The organism is Micromonospora sp. NPDC007208 (genome assembly GCF_042869175.1).
Lineage (GTDB): Bacteria > Actinomycetota > Actinomycetes > Mycobacteriales > Micromonosporaceae > Micromonospora > Micromonospora foliorum.
The window spans coordinates 23,686-37,861 of record NZ_JBIAFG010000024.1 but is presented as its reverse complement, the minus strand read 5'-3'; the positions used below and the strand labels follow the sequence as shown (position 1 = coordinate 37,861).

General features: G+C 72.3%; 13 protein-coding genes. 7 read left to right on the top strand and 6 right to left on the bottom strand.

Annotated features, from left to right (window positions below; translation table 11 throughout):
- The first annotated feature begins 31 nt into the window (after window positions 1-31).
- The 3 genes from yaaA (at window position 32) to ACFYL6_RS31310 (ending at window position 2,709) form a co-directional block, all read left to right on the top strand.
- Entirely contained in the window at window positions 32-829 is a 798-nt protein-coding gene (gene yaaA / locus ACFYL6_RS31320) for a peroxide stress protein YaaA (protein WP_387176834.1), read from the top strand.
- Window positions 830-935: 106 nt separating this feature from the next.
- On the top strand, window positions 936-1,688 hold the full coding sequence (locus tag ACFYL6_RS31315) for a hypothetical protein (RefSeq protein ID WP_387176833.1): 753 nt from the start codon (window positions 936-938) through the stop codon (window positions 1,686-1,688).
- A 121-nt stretch (window positions 1,689-1,809) separates the two neighbouring features.
- A complete protein-coding gene (locus ACFYL6_RS31310; RefSeq protein ID WP_387176873.1) occupies window positions 1,810-2,709 on the top strand; it encodes a TAXI family TRAP transporter solute-binding subunit in 900 nt (299 codons plus the stop codon).
- A gap of 10 nt (window positions 2,710-2,719) precedes the next feature.
- On the opposite strand, the gene ACFYL6_RS31305 is transcribed toward ACFYL6_RS31310, so the two are convergent.
- The 3 genes from ACFYL6_RS31305 to ACFYL6_RS31295 all read right to left on the bottom strand — a co-directional run bounded on the left by ACFYL6_RS31305 (window position 2,720) and on the right by ACFYL6_RS31295 (window position 5,224).
- On the bottom strand, window positions 2,720-4,150 hold the full coding sequence (locus ACFYL6_RS31305) for a sensor histidine kinase (RefSeq protein WP_387176832.1): 1,431 nt from the start codon (window positions 4,148-4,150) through the stop codon (window positions 2,720-2,722).
- Window positions 4,151-4,159: 9 nt separating this feature from the next.
- The gene (locus tag ACFYL6_RS31300) at window positions 4,160-4,816 is read right to left on the bottom strand and encodes a response regulator transcription factor (RefSeq protein ID WP_387176831.1); all 657 of its coding nucleotides are present in this window, start codon (window positions 4,814-4,816) and stop codon (window positions 4,160-4,162) included.
- Between the two features lie 96 nt (window positions 4,817-4,912).
- The gene (locus ACFYL6_RS31295) at window positions 4,913-5,224 is read right to left on the bottom strand and encodes a hypothetical protein (RefSeq protein ID WP_204944301.1); all 312 of its coding nucleotides are present in this window, start codon (window positions 5,222-5,224) and stop codon (window positions 4,913-4,915) included.
- Between the two features lie 113 nt (window positions 5,225-5,337).
- Here ACFYL6_RS31295 and ACFYL6_RS31290 point away from each other — a divergent pair, with 113 nt between their 5' ends.
- Window positions 5,338-5,676 (top strand): DUF952 domain-containing protein, encoded by a 339-nt coding sequence (locus ACFYL6_RS31290; RefSeq protein ID WP_387176830.1) that lies wholly within the window; start codon window positions 5,338-5,340, stop codon window positions 5,674-5,676.
- Window positions 5,677-5,759: 83 nt separating this feature from the next.
- Here the strand turns inward: ACFYL6_RS31290 and ACFYL6_RS31285 are convergent, their stop codons facing one another.
- The 3 genes from ACFYL6_RS31285 to ACFYL6_RS31275 form a co-directional block, all read right to left on the bottom strand.
- Entirely contained in the window at window positions 5,760-7,517 is a 1,758-nt protein-coding gene (locus tag ACFYL6_RS31285; protein ID WP_387176829.1) for a CDP-glycerol glycerophosphotransferase family protein, read from the bottom strand.
- Window positions 7,518-7,744: 227 nt separating this feature from the next.
- Window positions 7,745-9,859: a DUF6077 domain-containing protein gene (locus tag ACFYL6_RS31280; RefSeq protein WP_387176828.1), complete on the bottom strand. Its 2,115-nt coding sequence runs from the start codon at window positions 9,857-9,859 to the stop codon at window positions 7,745-7,747.
- 124 nt (window positions 9,860-9,983) lie between these two features.
- The gene (locus ACFYL6_RS31275; protein WP_387176827.1) at window positions 9,984-10,622 is read right to left on the bottom strand and encodes a TetR/AcrR family transcriptional regulator; all 639 of its coding nucleotides are present in this window, start codon (window positions 10,620-10,622) and stop codon (window positions 9,984-9,986) included.
- Window positions 10,623-10,802: 180 nt separating this feature from the next.
- Between ACFYL6_RS31275 and ACFYL6_RS31270 the strand changes: the two genes are divergently transcribed.
- From ACFYL6_RS31270 to ACFYL6_RS31260, 3 genes are all read left to right on the top strand, one after another.
- Window positions 10,803-11,696 carry an ABC transporter permease gene (locus ACFYL6_RS31270; protein WP_387176826.1) on the top strand — a complete coding sequence of 298 codons (894 nt, stop codon included), beginning with the start codon at window positions 10,803-10,805 and terminating at the stop codon, window positions 11,694-11,696.
- Window positions 11,697-11,730: 34 nt separating this feature from the next.
- On the top strand, window positions 11,731-12,507 hold the full coding sequence (locus ACFYL6_RS31265; RefSeq protein ID WP_238657093.1) for an ABC transporter ATP-binding protein: 777 nt from the start codon (window positions 11,731-11,733) through the stop codon (window positions 12,505-12,507).
- 146 nt (window positions 12,508-12,653) lie between these two features.
- On the top strand, window positions 12,654-14,171 hold the full coding sequence (locus ACFYL6_RS31260) for a D-ribitol-5-phosphate cytidylyltransferase (protein ID WP_387176825.1): 1,518 nt from the start codon (window positions 12,654-12,656) through the stop codon (window positions 14,169-14,171).
- Window positions 14,172-14,176: the final 5 nt, after the last annotated feature.

Sequence of the window (14,176 nt, the reverse complement as noted above, 5' to 3'; positions counted from 1 at the left end):
GGCGCCGCCGTTTCGCCCGTCGAGGAGACCCATGCTCATCCTGCTGCCGCCCTCGGAGGGGAAGGCCGACGCCGGCACCGGACGGCGCTGGGCCCCGGACCGATTCTCCCTGCCCGAGCTGAACCCGGCTCGCGAACGGGTGCTGGACGCCCTGGTGGCGCTGAGCGCCGGGCCGGACGAGGAGGCCGCGCGGGCGGCGCTCGGCCTCAGCGAGGGCCAGCGGGGTGAGCTGCGGCGCAACGCCCGGCTGCGGGAGGCGGCCACCGCGCCGGCCGAGCGGCTCTACACCGGGGTGCTCTACGAGGCGCTGGACCTGGCCTCGTTGCCGGCCGCGGCGCAACGGGCGGCCCGCCGGTCGATCCTGATCAGCTCCGGGTTGTGGGGCGCGGTCCGGTTGGCCGACCGGATCCCGCCGTACCGCTGCCCGATCGGCGCCCGCCTGCCCGACGTCGGGGCGCTGTCGACGTACTGGCGTAGGGAGCTGACGCCGGCGGTGGACGCCGCCGCCGGTCGCGGCCCGGTGCTGGACCTGCGCTCCGGCGCGTACGCGGCCACCTGGACGCCGCGCGGGGAGCTGGCCGAGCGGACGGTCACCGTGCGGGTTCTGCACGAGCGGGAGGTCGACGGCGTGCCGGTCCGCTCCGTGGTCAGCCACTTCAACAAGGCGACCAAGGGGCGGCTGGTCCGGGACCTGCTCGTCGCCGGCGCCCGGCCACGCACCGCCGTGGAGCTGGTGGGCGCCCTGCGGGAGCTGAAGCACACCGTGCTGGAGCAGACCGCCGCCGCGGGCCGGGTACGGCAGGTGGATCTGGTGGTCACCGACCTGTAACGGCGTGACAGCCGCAAGATTTGCTCAAGGCTGGGCCGGACCGGTTCCGTAACGGCGTGCCAGGGGTCACGGTAGGGCAACCCAGACTCCGACAAGGGAGCCTCCGTTGACCCGTGAACCCGCACTGCTCGACCGGCCCCACTCCCCGACGCCCCCGGCCCCGCTGGGCTGGCTGACCCTGGGCGACGCGTTCGAGGCTGCCTGCCTGCAGCGTTGCACGCCGCCGCCGACAGCCGCCCGACCGAGTGGGGTACGCGCCGAACACACCCCCGGGGTGGAGTTCAACCGGGAGGACGCCGCGCAGCGGATGCGGCAACTGCTCGCCCGGCTGGACATCCCGGTCACCCACGAGGTGACCGTCGGCGGGTTGCGCCGTCGCTACGAGCTGCACCGGCTGTGGGTGCCCCGCGAGCACCAGGGCGCGTACACCCGGATGTTGGACGCGGGCTGGTGGCAGGGGCGGCGCGAGTTGCTCGGCGGGCCGCTGCCCGGCGCCTCGCCGGCCCGCCGGCGGTTGGTGACCCGGCTGGCGGAGGCGGCCTGGCGCTCGGCGCTACTGGCCGCCGGGCGGCACGTCCGCCGGCACATCCTCGGTGTCCGGCTCACCGACCGGGAGCTGGCCGCGGTGCTGATCCGGGGCGCGGCCGTGCTCGACGTGCCGGCCCGGCTCCGCCCGGGCACCGGCTGCTTCCTGGTCAGCGTGGCCGACGGCCCGGACCGGCAGCGGATCCTGCGCAGCGCGGCGTTGGAACCGGCGCGCGGCCCGCTGGCCGCCCCCGGGACGGCGACAGCGGGCGGCGGGATCCCGGCGTCGGCGCGGGGTGCGGTCGTGACACCGGCAGGTCGCGCGGCCTGCTGATCGGATTTCGACCGTCCGGGACGTCGTCGAGCCGGGCTTGCGCGCACCCGCCCAACGGCGCACAGTGCACCGCGTGAGTCGTACCTCGTCCCGCCGCGCCGGCCTGGCCGCCCTGTCGACGGTGCTGCTGATCGCGAACCTGGCCGTCGCCAGCTGCCGGGACGCCCCGACCGAGCCGACGTCGATCCGGATCGCCACCGGCAGTCCCACCGCCGTGTACTACGCGTTCGGGCAGTCCCTGGCGGCCATCCTCAACCGGGAGCTCCCCGGCGTACGGGCAAGCGTGGTGATCACCGCCGCCTCGGCGGAGAACGTCCAGCTCGTCGGGTCCGGTGGGGCCGAGCTGGGCTTCACCCAGGCCGACGTGCTGCCCACCAGCACGACGGGAAGCCCCACGGTCGAGGCCGTCGCCCGGGTGTACGACGACCAGCTGCACCTGGTCACCACGAGCGGTGGCCCGGTCCGCACGGTCGCCGACCTGAACGGCCGGCGAGTCTCCGTCGGCGCCCCCGGCTCGGGCACCGAGATCACCGCGACCCGGCTGCTGGAGGTGGCCCGCCTCGGTGGCGACGAGGTGCGCCGCGAACGGCTCGGTCTGGACGACTCGGTGACGGCGCTCCGCTCCGGGCGGATCGACGCGTTCTTCTTCTCCGGCGGGTTGCCGGTCCGGGGCATCGAGGAGTTGGCCAAGGCCAGCGCCATCCGGATCGTGGACCTCAGTGAATGGACCGAGTCGCTGCGCTCCCGCTACGGCCAGGTCTACGTCTCCCGGGACATCCCCCGCTCGGTGTACGGGGTGGACGCGGTGACCACGGTGGCCGACCCGAACTACCTGATCGTCCGGGCCAACCTGCCGGAGCCGTTGGTCCGGGAGGTGACCCGGCTGCTGATGGAACGCCGGGCCGAGCTGGCCGCCGCCCATCCGGCGGCGGGACGGATGAGCCCCCGCTCGGCGATCGTCACCGCGCCGCTGTCGCTGCACCCGGGCGCCGCCGCCTGGTACCGCGCCACCAAACCGTGACGGTTGGGCCTCACCGCGCCGGGGAGGGTCGCAGGTCGGCGGCCGGTTCCTCGTCCACCGGCTCCATCGGAAGGTCCGGCGTCGGGAACCACAGGGCGGCGATCAGCCCCCGCGACTCCCCCGGGCGCATGGTGAGCCGCCCGTCCGACGCGTCGGCCAGCACGGCGGCGATGGTCAGGCCGAGCCCCGCGCCGTCCACGTTCTGCGCGTCCGGAGCCCGCCAGAACCGCTCGGTCGCCTGGCCGAGCTGACTCTCGGTCATGCCGGGGCCGGAGTCGCGTACCTCCAGCGCCACCCCGCCGTCGCGGCAGGCCACCGTCACGGTCACCGCCCCGCCCGCCCCGCTGAACTTCACCGCGTTGTCGATGAGCGCGTCCAGCGCCTGGTCGACGGCGGTCGGCACGGTCTGGGCGTACGCCGGGGCGTCGGTAGTGGCCAGCCGCAACGCGACCGACCGGTGCCGGGCCAGCGGCGCCCACGCGGCCACCCGGGAGGCGGCCACCGCGGCGGCGTCCACGGTGACGCGCTCGTTCTCCTCCCGTTCGGCCCGGGCCAGGGTGAGCAGCGCGTCGAGCACCAGCGCGAGGCGGTCGGTCTCCTCCAGGGCCAGCCGGTGCTCGGACCGGCCGTCCGGGTCGGTGAGGCTGGGCCCCAACTCCTCCACCCGCAGCCGCAGCGCGGTGAGCGGGTTGCGCAGTTGGTGGCTGGCGTGGGCGACGAAGGCGCGCTGCCGGTCCATCACGTCGGAGACCACGTCGGCCATGTGGTTGAAGCTGGCGGCGAGGCGGCGCAGCTCCGGCGGCCCCAGCCGGTGCTGCACCCGGGCGCCCCGGTCGCCCTCGGCGATCTCGTGGGTGACCGCGTCCAGTTCGGTGACCGGGCGCAGCACCCAACCGGCCAGCCCGAACGCGGTGAGCACGCAGGCCAGCACGGCGAGCAGACCGGCCAGGGCGAGCAGCAGCCACCACGCGACGACAGCTCGGCGGATCGGGCCGGCCGGGGTCACGATCACCACCGCGCCGAGCACCTCACCTCCGTCGTTGATCGGTACCGCCACCACCACCGGGTCGGTCGTCCACGGCCAGACCGACTCGGGGGCGCTGGTCTGCTGCCCGGACAGCGCGACGTCCAGCACCGTCGCGGTCCCCGGGCTGGGCTGCCACCTCGGCGACGAGACCGGGATGTTCCGGTCCCGGTCGACGATCGCGGCGCCGATCGCGTACAGGTCGTCGTAGCTGGTCAGCTCCGACTCGATCGGGCCGGGCCCGCCGTCGCGCAACGCTGGCCCGGCCAGCGAGGCGAACCGGGTGGCGTCGGCGAGCCGGTCGGCGCGGACCCGTTCGGTCTCCCGGCTGGCCATGGTGGCGGCCAGTGGGGTCTCCAACGCGATGAGGACGAGGACCATCAGCAGCAGATAGCTGATCACCAGGCGACGGCGCACGTCAGCTCCTCACGCGTCGCGCAGCCGGTAGCCGACACCGCGCACGGTCTCCACCAGGCGGGCGTCGCCGAGCTTGCCGCGCAGCGACCCGACGTGCACCTCGACGGTGTGCCGGTCGGCCCAGGTGGTGCCCCAGGCGTCGAGCAGGATCCGGTCGCGGGGCACCGCCACCCCGGGCTGGCGGGCCAGCGAGAGGAGCACGTCGAACTCCTTGCGGGTCAACGTGACGGCGCGGCCGTCCACGGTCACCGTCCGCGCGGCCACGTCGATGCGGACCGACCCGGCTTCGATGAGGTGCCGCTCGGGCGCGGCGTTCGCGGCGCGGCGCAGCACCGCCTCGATCCGGGCCTGTAACTCCACCATCGAGAACGGCTTGACCACGTAGTCGTCCGCGCCGAGGCGCAGACCCAGCACCCGGTCACGTTCCTCACCCCGGGCGGTCACGGCGATGATGCCGAGCTGACTGCTGCGCCGACGCAGCTCCCGGCACACGTCGGTGCCGTCCCCGTCGGGCAGGGTCAGGTCGAGCAGCACCAGGTCGCACGGGGCGGCGGAGAGCGCGGCGGCGGCGGTGGCGGCGTGCTCGACCTCGTACCCCCGGCGGGTGAGGGCGGAGGACAACGCGGCGGCCACCCGGCGGTCGTCCTCCACCAGCAGGATCCGCACCCGTGCCCCCGTCCGTCGCAGCGCTGTTCTGCGAATGGTGGCAGAAGCGCGCGCGGACCGGGAGGCCGCCCGCCCGCGCTGGCGGGCTACCGGCGGCTAGAGGCCGAAGGTGTCGTCGGCGGTGGCGTCCCGGACGCCGTCGGTGAACCCGCGGAAACCCGGGTCCTCGTGGCTGGCCGGCACGCTTGTGACGTTGACCCCGCTGGCCTGGGTGACCGCGTCGACCAGGGGCGGATAGTCGATCTCGGCATCCTGGAAGGCGTCGTCGTCCGCCTCGGCCAGGTTGATCACGTGCTGTACGTCGTCGGACGGAGTGTCCGGGTCCTCGGCCCACTCGCCGCCGGCCCGGTAGCACTCGTCGTACAGCGCCCGCTGGCTGTCGGTCCAGTCATCGTCGTAGCTCTGCATCGCCCATCCCTCCGCGGCCCTTGACCTGAGCATGCCCGGCGGGAGGCGACGGGCGCGGCGGTACCGGCGAAAACCGGGCGGGCGCGCCGACGACAGCCCCGTACGCTGCTGTGGTGATCTACAAACTGCTGTCGAACGCGGAATGGGACGACGCCCTCGCCGCCGGTGCCTTCGCCGGCTCCGCCGTGGACCGGCAGGACGGTTTCATCCACCTCTCCGGCGGCGACCAGGTGGTGGAGACGGCGCGGCGGTACTTCACCGGGGCGACCGGGTTGACAGTGCTCAGCGTCGACGAGGAGCGGCTGGGTGACGCGCTGCGGTGGGAGCCGTCGCGCGGCGGGCAGCTCTTCCCGCACGTGTACGGCCCGCTGCCGGTCGCGGCGGTGGTGGCGGCGCGGGCGTTGCCGGCGGACCTTCCGGCCGCCGACGCGGTGGCCGCCCTGCTGGGCTGACCCGGTGACCGCCCTGCTGGGGGTGACACGGTCGCGCCCGGCCCGACAGTGTCGGGCCGGGCGCGCTGCCGTGCGGACGGGGTTCAGTGGCAGAGCCGGTCGATCTCCTGCTGGAAGCGGTCCATCGGGTTCGCCTCGGCGGGCCCGAGCAGGTAGGTCTTCAGCTCCCGGCGGGCCTCGGTCAGCGGGTCGTCACCGGCCCGGGTGACCGTCACGATCTTCTCCAGCTCGCCGCAGTCCTTGGAGAGCAGGTACGCGGCCCGAGCCGTCGGGTACTCGCGGCGGAAGTCGTCCTCCGACAGGCCGCCCGGGTTGGCCACCACGTACGGCCGCTGGCTCTGCACGAAGTCGGACACCACACTGGACACGTCGCTGATCAGCAGGTCGGTCTGGTTGAAGCAGTCGAACAGCGCCGGCGTGCGGCCGGTGACCACCAGGTGCGCGGTGCCGTCCAGCGAGGACGCGTCCGGGTCGCCGCCGGCCGCGCGGATCGCCGTGACGATCCGGTCGTGCACGACCTTCGCCGCCCTGGACCGCGACCCGGTGAGCGGGTGCGGCTTGTAGATCAGGCGGACGCGGGGATTCGTGGCGAGCAGTCCCTTGACGATCCGCTCACCCATCAGCACCAGCGAGGTGTGGTACGGGTCGTCGTCGAGCCAACCCTCCCAGGTGGGCGCGTAGAGGACGGTGAACGGCCGGTCCACCGACTCGGCGCCGAAGGTGTGCACCCCGGCGAGCTGCGGTCGGCCGATCTCGACGATGTCCGAGTCGAGCACCCCCACGCCGGCCCGCGCGTAGCGCTCCCGGCCGGCCAGGCCGGCGACCCAGACCTCGTCGTACACCTTGCTGTAGGGGTTGACGCTGGCCTGCTTGTCGCTGTCGCCGTGCCCGACGAAGACGTGCTTCGTGCCCGGCTCGCGGAGCATGTGGATGTTCGCGCCGACGTTGGCGGAGTAGAGCGCCGCGCGGATGCCGCCGAGGTCGAGGTTCATGAAGTCGACCCCGGCCGGTACGCAGATCACCGGCAGTCGGGTGTCGGCCAGCTCCAGGAACGCGTCCCGGCTGCGCATCAGCACCACCGCGCGCTGTTGCAGCGCCTCGGTCGGGGCGAGCCACATGTTCGCCTGGTAGACGTCCTTGGCCGGGCCGGCGAAGTAGAGCGCCACCTCCGGCCGGTAGTTGTCCAGCCAACGCTGGACCGCCGGCAGCAGCGGGCCCTGCCCCGCGCCCCGGCCCCGTAGCCAGGTCAGCGCGATGATGGCGCCCACCACACCTGTCGCCACGACCGCCACCGCGCCGGCCACGAAGAACGGCGTCGGGTCGTGCTGCACCGCGGCGGCCACGCCGGCCGGCACCAGCAGCAGGTTGAGCAGGGGCATCCGGTCACCGGCGACCGCCGCCGCCCAGGCGGGCGGCTGGGGGGCGCTGGACAGTGGACCCAGCTCGATGTTGCGCACCATGGCGGAGAGCGGGTTACGACGCTCGATCATGGTGGAGAGCGCACCGGCAAAGACCGACACGACCCACACCGCCGCCGGCAGCACGAGCAGCAGGGTCAGTTCGCCGCCGCTGAGCCGCACCTCGGCGGCGACCAGCAACACGGCGGCGAGGTCGCGGGTGAGCTGTCGGTACGACCAGTGCAGGCCCACCTTCTCCAACAGCAGTTGCGACGGCGGTGACCAGCGGGCAACGGCGAACTCGCCGATGATGGCGGCCAACCCGGCGACGGCGAACAGGCCGATCCAACCGAATACGCCACCGACGAGCATGACCAGGTAGGCCAGGACCAGTAGCGCACTCTGGGCGGCCACTCCGAGGCGTCCTGTCAACGTGCCGAACAAACGAGTTCGCTCCCTACGAGATTTCGTTGCGGGCGGTGCCCGTGATGGACCGACGTCACTCCCCCGTCGCACAGCGGCTCAATCGCGGCCGGCTGCGTGTGACTGCGACCTTAACGCGAGGGGACAGCTCGGTGTCGCTCGGGTATCCGGCACCATTTCGGGCAAAGTTCCGCACCGGGGCGCGCCCGACCCCATCCCGGGTCGGGCGCTCGGTGCGAGTGCAGCGCTCAGCCGGCCCGCCGGAAGCAGGTCACCGCGCCGGGTGCCCTGCGCTTGGCGAACTCCTGGTAGCCCAGCTGCGGCGCGGTGCCGCGGGCGTACTGGTTGCCGTTGTAGACGCAGATGGTGCCCACGTCCAGGCGGTCCAGTGCCGGCTTCAGCTCGGCCGAGGTCGGGCTGGCGGTGCCGTCGGCGAAGTCGGCGAGCAGCAGTCGGTCCTTGGCGAACTGGGAGTTGAGGTCGTACTCGACGAGATAGAAGTCGCGAGGTAGGACAACCCGGACCTCGCTGGTGACGATCGGCGTCGTACGCATGATCGTCTTCGGGGCGAGCAGCAGGCCCTGCGGACGGTCCAGGTCCTTGATCCAGAACGCGATCGCCTGACGCTGCTGCGGAAGCTTCCAGGTGGGACGGTCGTGCACGTCGACCCAGCTCTTCGGCGACCACATCGGGGTGGCGAACAGCGCGAACGAGGCGACCAGCAGCACCGCGATCCCCCCGGACGCCGCCCGGCGCAGCGCCGGGGTCGGCGCCGGCACGCGTACGGTGCAGAGCAGACCGATAAGCGTCGGGAGGGCGAGCAGCCACGGCACGCGCCAGAGCACCACCGAGATGCCACTCAACGCGCTCAGCACCTCCAGCACGCCGGGCACGAACAACACGCTCAACGCCAGGGCGGCGCCGGCGGCGAGCAGCGCGGGCGTACGCCGACGGGCGAGCAACGCCCCGCACCACAGCGCGAGACCGCTGATCACCCCGACCACACCGAACAGCAGGGTCCGCCGGTAGGTGTACGCCGCGTCGAAGAAGGCGTCGTCCGCGCCGGTCGCGCTCATCCCGCCGAGCACCAGGCGGGAGACCACCAGCGAGCCGATCGGGTACGCGAGGGCGGCGACCGCCGCGACGACGGCCGCCTTCCACCGGCCGACCAGCAGCATGGCGAAGCCGGCGGCGCCGACAAGCATCGGCAGGATGATCGCCGCGGTGTTGGTGAGGCCGATCGCGGTGATCGAGAGCGCCACGATGAGCAGCAGGCTGCGCCGCGACCTGTTGTCGAACCACTCGGTCAGGTAGAGCCACATCAGCGGGATGACCGCCGAGACGAACATGCCCTTGCCCTCGTGCAGCCGGGGAAGGTGGAACGTGCCCAGTGCGGCGTCCCCGCCGGCGACGAGGTAGAGGTACGCGATCGCCACGGTGAAGGCGAGCAGCGGACGACGCGGGGCCCACCGGTGCGTCAACCGCCACAGCGCCAGCGCCGCGAGCACCGCCATGATCGGCAGCAGCACGTACCAGAGGGCCGAGCTGGCGTGGATGCCGACGACATTGGCGAACGCGCCGTCGAAGACCTCGATCGACGGGATGGGCGGCTGCGAGCCCATGGCCGGCAGCACGTTCTCGGAGAACAGGAAGTCGTTGAGCGGGATCAGGTCACGCTCGGCGATCCACACCGACTTGCCGACGTAGTAGACGTCGTCCGGGGTGTTGCGGGCCAGGAAGAACGAGGAGATGCCGACCAGGACCGAGACGACAAGCGCGTACGCCGACTGCGTCGGGGTGGGCGCCGGGGCCGCCGGGGCGGACGTCGGGCCGCCCAGCCAGGCCTGGCGTACCAGCAGGAGCCCGCCGACGGCCGCGAGCAGGCCGGCCACCGCCGGGATCCACCAGGAGAGGTTGACGTCGGTGCCGGCCACACCGGCGGAGACGGCGGCCACGGCCGCGGCGACCAGAACCCCGACCAGCAGGCGCCGGTCGACGGCGGGGCGCGCGCCGACGGGTTCATCCTGAGCGGCCGGCGCACTGTCGGCCGGGGCGCTGTCGGCCGGGGCGCGGCGGCGGCGGGCGCGCAGCACGGCCACGACCGCGAGCACCACACAGACCAGCAGCCAGATCCGGAAGGTCACCGACGGACGCAGGTCACCCAGGAAGGCCAGGTGGTAGAGCACGGTGAAGAGCGCGAACGCGATCACGGCGCCGTCGGTGAGCACCGCCGGGGCGACGGCCACCAGCGCGCGTACCCGGGACAGCCCGGCGCGATCGTTGGCGGGCCGGGGTGCCTGCCCGGTCCGCGGCGTCGGATCCGGTTCGGCGGGCGCTACGGCGATGCTGTCGACGTTGGCCACGGGCGTCCTTACTCGTCAGGCGGATGAGGGGCATCGGCACGGTGACGGCCGGGTGTCAAGGGGGCAGCGTAGCGGAATCGGACAGGGAGACCGCTGCTGCCGGCGGCCGTGTGTCGAGGGCTGGTCAGCCCGAGATCGGAGCCGCCCGGGGACGCGGCAGCACGCTGTCGGCGCCGAGCCCGGCCGCCACGGATTCGACCAGATTGTCGAGGTACCCGTCGGTGAGCGGGAGCCGGGCGATGGCGAGCCGCCAGTAGAGCGGACCCACGATGAGGTCGATGGCGGCGTCCAGGTCGGTGTCGGCGGGCAGTTCGCCACGCTGCACGGCACGGGTGACCAGGCGACCGCCGATCTCCTGCTGCCGGGTGTGCAGCACCTGACGCAGGGTCGCGTCGATGCTGGGGTTGCGGGCGGCCTCGGCCAGCAGGTCCGGGATGATCTGCGACGCCAGTGGGTGCCGGAGCGCGTGGGCCACCGCCTGGAACAGCAGTGCGAGATCACCGCGCAGCGTGCCGGTGTCCAGTGCGGGGAGCTTGCCGTGTGCCGCAGCGGCGACGATCTCCAGCACCAGGTCGAGCTTCGAGCTCCACCGTCGGTAGATCGCCGTCTTGCTGACGCCGGCCCGCCGGGCCACCGCCTCGATGGAGAGCCGGCCGTAGCCGACCGCGGCCAGCTCCTGCATCAGCGCGCGGCGGATCGCCGTGGTGATCTCGTCGCGCAGCACCGCCGCGCCGGCCGGGGCCCGCCTCTTCTCGGTCGTCATCGAGGGCTCTTATCGCAGGTCACGCCGGACAGCGTAGCGCAACGACGGTACGGTTGCGTCCCGACGTGTTTCGGACTACTGTCCTCGCAGCGACGAGGCGGCGCCCCGCGCACATTTCCCACTAGGATTCGATCGTCGCGAGCAACCCCCGTCTGCACGAAAGATCGGAGCGCCATTTCCATGGCCACCACCGCGCTGGTCGACCCCGACACGGGCCTGACCCAGGCGCAGCTGGCCGCTCGGCACGGGCTACGGGTCGCCGGTGAGCGCCCCACCCTCGTCGAGTACAGCCGCCGACTATGGGCCTACCGGCACTTCATTGCCGCGTACGCCAATGCCAAGCTCGTCGCCTCGTACAGCAACGCCAAGCTGGGTCAGCTCTGGCAGGTGCTCACCCCGCTCACCAACGCGGCGGTCTACTACCTGATCTTCGGGGTGGTGCTCGACCAGAAGAGCATCCCGAACTTCATCGCCTACCTGACCACCGGGTTGTTCATCTTCAACTTCACCCAGAGCGCGGTCCTGGCCGGCACCCAGTCGATCAGCAGCAACCTGGGGCTGATCCGGGCGCTGCACTTCCCCCGGGCCAGCCTGCCGCTGTCGACGACGATGACGCAGTTCCAGCAACTGCTGGCCTCGATGGTGGTGCTGATCGGCATCGTGCTGGTCACCGGCGAACCGCTCACCTGGGAGTGGTTGCTGCTGGTGCCGGCGCTGCTGCTGCAGGCCGTGTTCAACGCCGGCGTGGTGCTGCTGGTGGCCCGGCTCGGCTCCAAGTCGAGCGACCTGAAGCAGGTCATGCCGTTCATCATGCGCACCTGGATGTACGGCTCCGGCGTCCTCTACAGCGTCAGCCTCTTCGAACGGCTGCCCGGTTGGGCGACGACGCTTGTGCAGTACAACCCGCTGCTGGTCTACATCGAGCTTGCGCGGTACACGCTGCTGGAGGAGGCACCGCTGCTCAACGAGTCGCTGACCCAGCTCTGGCTGGTCGGCGCCGGTTGGGCGCTGGTGGCCGGCATCGGCGGTTTCATCTACTTCTGGCGCGGCGAACAGGAGTACGGCCGTGGTTGAGCACTTCGACGCCGCCCCCGAGGCGAGCGCGACGATGACCCGCACGCAGGAGCGCATCCCGACAGTGGTCGTGGACGACGCGCACATCATCTACCGGGTGCACCAGGGCGCCGCCGGTGGCACCACGCCGGTGGCCGCGCTGCGCCGGCTGGTCAAGCGCACCCACGCGCCGAACGTCCGGGAGGTGCACGCGGTCAAGGGCGTCTCCTTCACCGCGTACCGGGGCGAGGCGATCGGGCTGATCGGCAGCAACGGCTCCGGCAAGTCCACCATCCTGCGGGCCATCGCCGGCCTGCTGCCGGTCAACCGGGGCGCCATCCACACCCAGGGGCAGCCGTCGCTGCTGGGCGTCAACGCCGCCCTGCTCAACGATCTCTCCGGGGAGCGCAACGTCGTCCTCGGTTGCCTGGCCATGGGCATGCACCCCGATGACGTGGCCAAGCAGGCCGCGGGGATCATCGACTTCTCCGGGATCAACGAGCGGGGTGACTTCGCCAGCCTGCCGATGCGGACGTACTCGTCCGGCATGGCGGCCCGGCTGCGGTTCTCCATCGCCGCCGCCAAGAAGCACGACGTGCTGCTCATCGACGAGGCGCTCGCCACCGGCGACAAGGGCTTCCGTAAGCGCAGCGAGCAGCGGGTGCGGGAGCTGCGGGAGGGCGCGGGGACGGTGTTCCTGGTCAGCCACCAACTCTCCTCCGTACGGGACACCTGCGAACGGACGATCTGGCTGGAATCGGGCGTCATCCGGATGGATGGGCCCACCGACGAGGTCATCCGGGCGTACGAGGCGTACGCGAACAGCAAGTAGAGTTCCGGCGAACGTCCGGCATCGACACGGCACCTGAGGACCGCGTCGCCCGCGTTGGGGCGACGCGGTCCGCGCGTTAAGGTTCATTCCGTCGCCGCTCGGGCGGAACCTTCCGTTAACGCATCCCTGAGAGTGAGGATCCGGCAATGACGCAGGACCAGACCACTGGCCCGGACGCCGAAGCGGAGACCCAGACGCCGTGGCGGCCCTCGCGGACAGTGGCGGTGGTTCTGGCCGGAGGCACCGGGACGCGGCTCGGCCTCGGCATCCCGAAGCAGCTGCTGAAGATCGCCGGTAAGCCGATCATCGAGCACACCCTGGCGGTCTTCGAGGCTGCACCGGAGATCGACGAGATCATCGTGCTGATGGCCACCGGCCACGTCGAGGACGCCCAGCAGATCGTCGAGAAGGCCGGCCTGCGCAAGGTCACCAAGGTCATCGAGGGCGGTGACACCCGCAACGCCACCACCCGGATCGCCCTGGACGCGGTCGGCCCGGAAGACTGCAACATCCTCTTCCACGACGCGGTGCGCCCGCTGCTCAGCGGCCGGATCGTGCGTGAGTGCGTCAACGCGCTCTGGAGCTACGACGCCGTGGACGTGGCCATCCCCTCCGCGGACACGATCATCCAGGTCGACGACAACGACTGCATCACCGACATCCCGGTGCGCTCCCGGCTGCGCCGGGGCCAGACCCCGCAGGCGTTCCGCTCCCCCACGATCCGTGCGGCGTACCGGATCGCCGAGGACGACCCGGACTTCGCCGCCACCGACGACTGCGGCGTGGTGCTGCGCTACCTCCCCGGCACCCCGATCAAGGTGATCGACGGTTCGGACGAGAACATCAAGGTCACCCACCCGGTCGACGTGCACCTGGCGGACAAGCTCTTCCAGCTCGCCGCGGCGCAGGCGCCCCGCCTGACCGACCACCGCAGCTACAGCGAGGAGCTGACCGGCCGCACCATCGTGGTGTTCGGCGGCAGCTACGGCATCGGCCACGAGTTGACCGAGCTGGCCCGGCGCTACGGCGCCCAGGTCTTCCCGTTCAGCCGTTCCAGCACCGGCACCCACGTGGAGCGGGCCGAGGACGTCGCGGCCGCGCTGACGACCGCCTTCGAGGCCACCGGCCGGATCGACCACGTGGTGGTCACCGCCGGCATCCTGGAGAAGGGCGCCCTCGCCGAGATGGACGAGGAGACCATGGACCGGCTGCTCCAGGTCAACTTCGTCGGCCCGGTGACCATCGCCCGCCAGGCCCTCCCGTACCTCCAGCAGACCAAGGGTCAGCTGCTGCTCTACACCTCCAGCTCCTACACCCGGGGCCGGGCCCGCTACGCGCTCTACTCGGCCACCAAGGCCGCCCTGGTCAACCTCACCCAGGCGCTCGCCGACGAGTGGGCCGACGTCGGCGTCCGCGTCAACTGCATCAACCCGGAGCGCACCGCCACCCCGATGCGGACGCGGGCCTTCGGCGAGGAGCCGGAGCACACCCTGCTCGCCGCGGAGGCCGTCGCCCAGTCGTCGCTGGACGTGCTGATCTCCGACCTGACCGGTCAGGTGATCGACGTACGCCGGGCACCCGGTGACGGGCCCACGCCGAGCGTGCCGGCCCAGGCCGGGTCGGGTCGGGTCGAGACGTCGGCCGGCGCGACGTCCGCGAACTGACGCCG

Bases quoted from the DNA above. Each gene is read 5' to 3' on its own strand.
- ACFYL6_RS31295 (WP_204944301.1), bottom strand. From the start codon at position 5,224: ATGCAGAGCTACGACGATGACTGGACCGACAGCCAGCGGGCGCTGTAC.
- yaaA (WP_387176834.1), top strand. From the start codon at position 32: ATGCTCATCCTGCTGCCGCCCTCGGAGGGGAAGGCCGACGCCGGCACC.
- ACFYL6_RS31275 (WP_387176827.1), bottom strand. From the start codon at position 10,622: ATGACGACCGAGAAGAGGCGGGCCCCGGCCGGCGCGGCGGTGCTGCGC.
- ACFYL6_RS31265 (WP_238657093.1), top strand. From the start codon at position 11,731: ATGACCCGCACGCAGGAGCGCATCCCGACAGTGGTCGTGGACGACGCG.
- ACFYL6_RS31270 (WP_387176826.1), top strand. From the start codon at position 10,803: ATGGCCACCACCGCGCTGGTCGACCCCGACACGGGCCTGACCCAGGCG.
- ACFYL6_RS31260 (WP_387176825.1), top strand. From the start codon at position 12,654: ATGACGCAGGACCAGACCACTGGCCCGGACGCCGAAGCGGAGACCCAG.